This is a genomic window from Streptomyces sp. NPDC001502 (assembly GCF_042894785.1).
GTDB lineage: Bacteria > Actinomycetota > Actinomycetes > Streptomycetales > Streptomycetaceae > Streptomyces > Streptomyces kutzneri.
Map to the genome: position 1 here is coordinate 1 of NZ_JBIAVW010000052.1, position 6,013 is coordinate 6,013.

Below are 6,013 nucleotides of genomic sequence, written 5' to 3' on the forward strand. Positions count from 1 at the left end.
TTCCTAGACAGCTCCCACCACACCGGAGGTCTTCGCCATGTTCAAGACCTGCCGAGTGTCAACAACGCTCGTGATCAATACACCTAGGCCGTCTCTTCCGGACCTTGCCGGGCCCGGACCGCCTGCGTCCCGTCAGTCGAAGACCGAGGCGCAGGTGGTCGGTTCGGCGTGTGCCGGATCGAGGGCGTTGACCGCCTCGTGCCAGGCGATCCGGTCGGTGAGCCCGATGGCGACGTGCTCCGAGAGGTCCAGGAAGCACAGGTCCTGGAGGACGACGTTGCGTACGTTCGGCCCGTCGAGGAAGGCGCTCCGGTAGGGGGTCACCACCTCGTCGTACTTGGTCGCGATGACCGTGTACTTCACCCCGGGCACGGTGTCCCCGCCCTCGTTCAGCTTCTGCTGGAAGGCTGATCCGGCGATCTGGTCGGCGAGACCCGGGGTCGCGGTGCTGATCAGGTCCTCGGCCCCGGGGAAGTACGGCAGGAGCTTGGTGAATCCGAGCAGGGTGGTGCCGTGGTTGTCGGGGGCGAGTCCGACCAGCGCGTTGACCTTCGAGGCGCCGCCGAGGAACTTCAGGTAGTAGCGCGGCATCATGCCGCCCTGCGAGTGCCCGATGATGTCGGTCTTGGCGGAGCCGGTCGCGGCGAGCACCTTGTCGACGAAGACGTCGAGCTGTCCGGCGGACTTGTCGATGGGCCCGAGCCCGTTGAAGAGGGGGACGCCGGGCAGCTGGCCGTAGTCGAGCGAGTAGACGCAGTACCCGCGGTGGACGAGGTAGGGCGCGAGGCCGAGCCAGTTGTCCCAGGAGTTGCCGAAGGTGCCGTGGACGAGGACGACGGGGCGCGGGTGCGCGGCGGACGGCTTGCACGACCAGTTGTTCCAGCCGCTGCTGGGGGCGGCCGCGGCCTGCGCTGCGCCGGTGGGGGCGACGAGTGCGGCGGCGGTGAGGGTGAGGACGGCGAGTGGGCGGAGCAGGCGTCTCCAGGGCAGCATCGGATGATCTCCTCGCGGGTCGACTCAAGGGGATGAGCGTGGGGGTTCGTCCCGTGATCCGGATCACAAGGGGGAGCTGCTGCCGCTAAATTACGGGTGAGTAGCAACACAGGGAAGTTACGCGTCGGTAAAAACTCGCGCGTCGCCCGGGCGACCGCCTGTACGGCGCCGGACGGACCGTCAGGCGGCCAGCGTGCCGCGGGCGATCGCGTGCGGACCGAAGCGCGCGCGGACCCGGTCCGTGACGGCCTCCAGGCGGCGGGCCTTCTCGTCCTCGGGGTCGAGGCTGAGCTGCCGCACGGCCCGATCGGCCGAGGTCAGGTCCTCGGCGCGCAGGGACAGCGCGCGGACCCGGGCCCGCTGCAGGCCGAGGCCCGCGTAGAGGGCGTAGGCCGTGGCGGTCAGGGCGGCCGAGTGCGCGGTGGGCTCGCCCAGGGTGCGCGTCCGGGTGAGGGTGGTGCGGTCGGCGCAGCGGACGGTGAGCGTGAGGGCGCGGCAGACCTGCCCCCGGCCCTGTTCCTGTGTACGAAGCTTCGCGCCGAGCTCCTCCGTGAGCGAGAGCAGCGCCCGCCGGTGCCGTGCGGGATCCAGCTCGTCCAGATCGAAGAGCCGCTCGGCGGCGACGGCGCGGGCGGCGGAGCCCGGCCGGACGGGGGTCCGGTCGATCCCGAGGGCGCGCTCGTGCACCTCACGGCCGAGCCGGGCGCCGAGGATCCGCCGCAGGGCGGCGGGCGGGGCGGCGGCGACCCGGCCGACGGAATCGAGGCCGTAGGAGCACAGGGTGCGGGCGGCCTTCGGCCCGACCCCGTCGAGGGCGGTGACGGGCTTGCCCGCCAGGAAGTCCCGTACGGCGGCGGGCTCCGCGGGGATCACCAGGGTCTCCCCGGGCCGGGCTTCGCGGGCCGCGGCCCGGGCCAGCATGGGGTTGCCGGCCACGCCGACGGCGGCGTCCACGCCGTACAGGGCGAGGGCCCGGACCCGGATCACGGCGGCCAGCCGGGCGGCGTCGCAGTCGAAGTACCGCAGCGCGCCCCGGATCTCGGCGAGGACGGTGTCGGGCGCCAGGGCCTGCACGGCCGGGGTGATGACCCCGAGCAGCGCGAGCACCCCGGCGTACTCCCGCGCCCCGAGCGGGCCCCCGTCGGCGGGGTACGGGCGCAGGCACATCACGACCCGCTCGGTGGCGGTCATCCCGCGCTCCCCGGGCTGGAGTGCCACAGCTTGCGGCCGGTCGCGGGGCCGGTGCCCGGCGGCTGGAGGTCGGCCCAGGGGTTCATCTCGTACCCCGTGGACATGCGGATCCTGCGGCCGGGACCCTGCGGGCCCTTCGCCGCCGGCTCCCCGTCGGTGCCCGGGGCGGCCGGGGCTCCGGGAGCGGCCGGCTCGGCTGCCGGCCCGGCCGCCGGCTCGGCGAGGCGGGCCGCGACCGCGTCCAGACCGCCCGCCGCCCGCAGTTCCACCAGCTCCGCCAGGTTCCACGCCGCCGCCCCGACCACGCTCAGGCTCTGCGGGCCCCGCCGCTGCACGACACCTCGTACCAGCAGCAGGAAGGAGTGGAAGACGGTGTGCGCGCAGCGTTCGTGGCTGTCGTCGAAGAAGGCCAGGTCGACCAGGCCCGTACCGTCGTCCAGCGTCGTGAAGATGACCCGCTTCCCGGAGCGGATCGGCGGGGTCTGGGTGGCCGCCTTGGCCCCCGCGACCAGCACGGTCTGCCCGTGCTCGGTGTCCCGCAGCCGGCGCGCCGGGATCACTCCCAGTTCGGCCAGGAAGGCGTGGTGGTCCCCCATCAGGTGCCGCGAGGCGTCCATGCCGAGGACGCCCAGCTCGGCGCTGAGCCGTTCCGCGTCGCTCAGGTCGGGCAGTCCGACGGAGGCCGTGGACCGGCCGCCGTCCAGCGGGAGTTGGGGACCGCGCACGCCTGCGGACCGCTGCGCGCCGTGCAGTTCGGACACGTGCAGCAGCAGGTCCCGCCGGTTGGCGCCGAAGGCGTCCAACGCCCCTACCTGCGCCAGCCGTTCGGCGACCGGGCGGCCCGGGTGCGCCCGGTCCCAGAAGTCGCGCAGGGAGGCGTACGGCTGTCCCGCCTCGATCCGGTCAGCCTCGGCCCCGCTGATGCCGTGGACGTCGGACAGTCCGAGCCGCAGCCCCCACACCTCTCTATCATCGGACACCAGTTCGATATGATGGGCGGCCGCCGACCGGTTCACGTCCAGCGGCAGCACCGGCACGCCCCGCCGCCGCGCGTCCGCCAGCAGCAGCCGTTTCGGGTACATCCCCGGGTCGTGGGTCAGCAGCCCGGCGTAGAAGGCCGCCGGGTGGTGCGCCTTCAGCCAGGCCGACTGGTACGTGGGCACCGCGAAGGCCACCGCGTGCGCCTTGCAGAACCCGTACGAACCGAAGGCCTCCACGATCTCCCAGGTCCGGCCGATCACCTCCACCGGATAGCCGCGCTCGGCCGCCTTCGCCGCGAACCAGACCTTGATCCGCGCCTGCGACTGCGGATCGGACAGCCCGCGCCGCACCCGGTCCGCCTCGTCACGTCCGCAGCCGGTCATGACGTGCACGATCTCGATGATCTGCTCGTGGAAAACCACCACCCCGTACGTCTCGCGCAGCGCGTCGGCCAGGTCCGGGTGCGGGAAGCGCACCGGCGCCCGCCCGTGCCGGGCCTCGATGAAGGGCCGCACCATGTCGGCGGCCACCGGACCCGGCCGGAACAGCGAGATGTCGACGACCAGGTCGTGGAAGGTGGCCGGCTGCAGCCGCCCCACCAGGTCCCGCTGGCCCGGCGATTCGATCTGGAAGCAGCCCAGCGTCTCGGCCGAGCGGATCAGCTCGTACGTGGCCCGGTCGCCCGGCGGCACCTGCGCCGGGTCGTCCAGGTCGAGCTCCTCCCCCGTGCCACGGCGGATCTCCGCGACCGCGTGGGCCATCGCGGACTGCATCCGCACGCCCAGCACGTCCAGTTTGAGCAGCCCGAGCTCCTCCACGTCGTCCTTGTCGAACTGGGACATGGGGAAGCCCTCGCCGCTGGTGGGCACCACCGGCGTACGGGCGAGCAGCGAGTCGTCGGAGAGCAGCACCCCGCACGGGTGCATGGCGATCCCGCGCGGCAGCGCGTCCAGCGATTCGACGAGCTCCCACAGCCGCCCGTACGACTCCCCCCGTACGTCGCGCAGTTCGGGGAGCTCCTCCAGCGCGGCGCGGGCGTCACGCGCCCTGATGTGCGGGAAGGCCTTGGCGAGCCGGTCGGTGACGGCCGGGTCCATGGACAGGGCGGCGCCGACGTCGCGGATGGCGTGCCGGACCCGGTAGGTCTCGGGCATGGAGACGGTGGCGACGCGCTCGGTGCCGAACCGGTCCATGATCCGCCGGTAGACCTCCAGCCGGCGGGCGGACTCCACGTCGATGTCGATGTCGGGCAGGACGCGCCGCCGCTTGGAGAGGAAGCGCTCCATCAGCAGGCCGTGGGCGACGGGGTCGGCGTGCGCGATCCCGAGCAGGTGGTTGACGAGGGAACCGGCTCCGGAGCCGCGGGCGGCCACCCGGACGCCCATCTCCTTCACGTCGTCCACGACTTGAGCGACCGTCAGGAAATACGAGGCGAAGCCGTGGTACGCGATGATGTCGAGCTCTTGATGCATCCGCTCCCAGTACGCGCGGTCACCCGCGTAGCCGCGCAGCACCATGCCGGCCGAGGCCCGGGAGGCGAGGACCCGCTGGGCGCTGCGGTGGGCCGCGCCGACGAGCCGGGCTTCGGGGAAGTGCACGGAACCCATGCCGAGGTCGTCCTCGGGGTCCACGGAGCAGGCCTCGGCGGTCCGCCGGGTCTCCGCGAGCAGGCGCCTGGCGTCGGCGGGGCGCAAGCCGGCCGCCTGCGCGATCCGGTCGGCGGCCTCGGCCATGGCGGCGGGAGCCTTGAGCCAGCGCTCGCCGCTGTCGAGGGGACCACGGCGGTCGACGGGAACCAGGCGGCGGGCCGCGTCGAGGATGTCGGCGACCGGGCCCTGGCCGGGGTCGGCGTAGCGGACGGCGTTGGTCAGCACGGCCGGAACGCCCTGCTCGGCGGCGAAGCCGACGGTCCGGGCGGCCAGCCGGAGCGAGCCGGGCCCGGTGCCGGTGCGGCCGTGGTGGACGGCCTCCAGGCGCAGGGAGTCGCCGTAGATCTCCCGCCAGGGTGCGAGCAGCCGGACAGCCCGGTCGGGGCGGCCCGCGGCGAGCGCCCGCCCCACCTCGGAGCCGGGCCCGAGCAGGACGAAGACGCCCTCCCCGCGCAGGGCCTCCCAGGGCACCAGCGGGACCTCGGCGGCCCCCGCGTGGGCGGCGGTGACCATCCGGCACAGCTCGGCCCACCCGGCGGCGCCGTCCCGGGCCAGGAAGACGGCGCGTGCGGCGGACTCGTCCACGAAGGCCCCGCCCTTGACGGGGGTGCGCCGCCGGTACGAGGCCGCGCCGGACCCGTCGCCCGCGGCGGATCCGGTCGGGCCCCCCGACCCGGCCGGGCCCGTCGCGGGCGGGACCGCCATGTCCACTCCGAACAACGGCCGGATGCCCGCCTGCGCACACGCCTTCGCGAACCGGACCGCGCCCGCGAGGGTGTCGCGGTCGGTCAGGGCGAGGGCGTCCATGCCCCGCTCGGCGGCGCGCTCCGCCAGCCGCTGCGGGTGTGAACCTCCGTAGCGCATGGAGAACCCCGAAACGGTGTGCAGATGCGTAAAACCAGGCACCCGCGGCCTCCTGCTTCGCTCGAATGAACACCTCCCCCGCTCTCCACCATAGAGCAATTCGAATATCAGTGCGAAACACTTGTTCGACCACCTGCCGTCTGCCGGGCGCGGGCTGTCTGCCGGGCGCGGGCTGTCTGCCGGGCGCGGGCTGTCTGCCGGGCGCGGGCTGTCTGCCGGGCGCGGGCTGTCTGCCGGGCTCTGCCCGGACCCGCGCCTCAAACGCCGGCGGGGCTGGATGTGGCGGGCTTGTCGGCAGGTGGCGGGGCGGGGGGCCGGGGCGGGGTGTCTCCTCG

Annotated in this window: 3 protein-coding genes; all 3 read right to left on the minus strand. The window is 73.9% G+C overall.

What is annotated here, in order from left to right; translation table 11 throughout:
• Window positions 1-132: 132 nt before the first annotated feature.
• Window positions 133-993, minus strand: coding sequence for an alpha/beta fold hydrolase (locus ACFY0D_RS40130; RefSeq protein WP_314249292.1), 861 nt, complete (start codon window positions 991-993; stop codon window positions 133-135).
• A 180-nt stretch (window positions 994-1,173) separates the two neighbouring features.
• On the minus strand, window positions 1,174-2,184 hold the full coding sequence (locus ACFY0D_RS40135; protein ID WP_390802799.1) for a hypothetical protein: 1,011 nt from the start codon (window positions 2,182-2,184) through the stop codon (window positions 1,174-1,176).
• Window positions 2,181-5,720: a DNA polymerase III subunit alpha gene (locus ACFY0D_RS40140; protein ID WP_390802800.1), complete on the minus strand. Its 3,540-nt coding sequence runs from the start codon at window positions 5,718-5,720 to the stop codon at window positions 2,181-2,183. Before ACFY0D_RS40140 ends, ACFY0D_RS40135 begins: the two co-directional genes overlap by 4 nt.
• Window positions 5,721-6,013 lie beyond the last annotated feature (293 nt).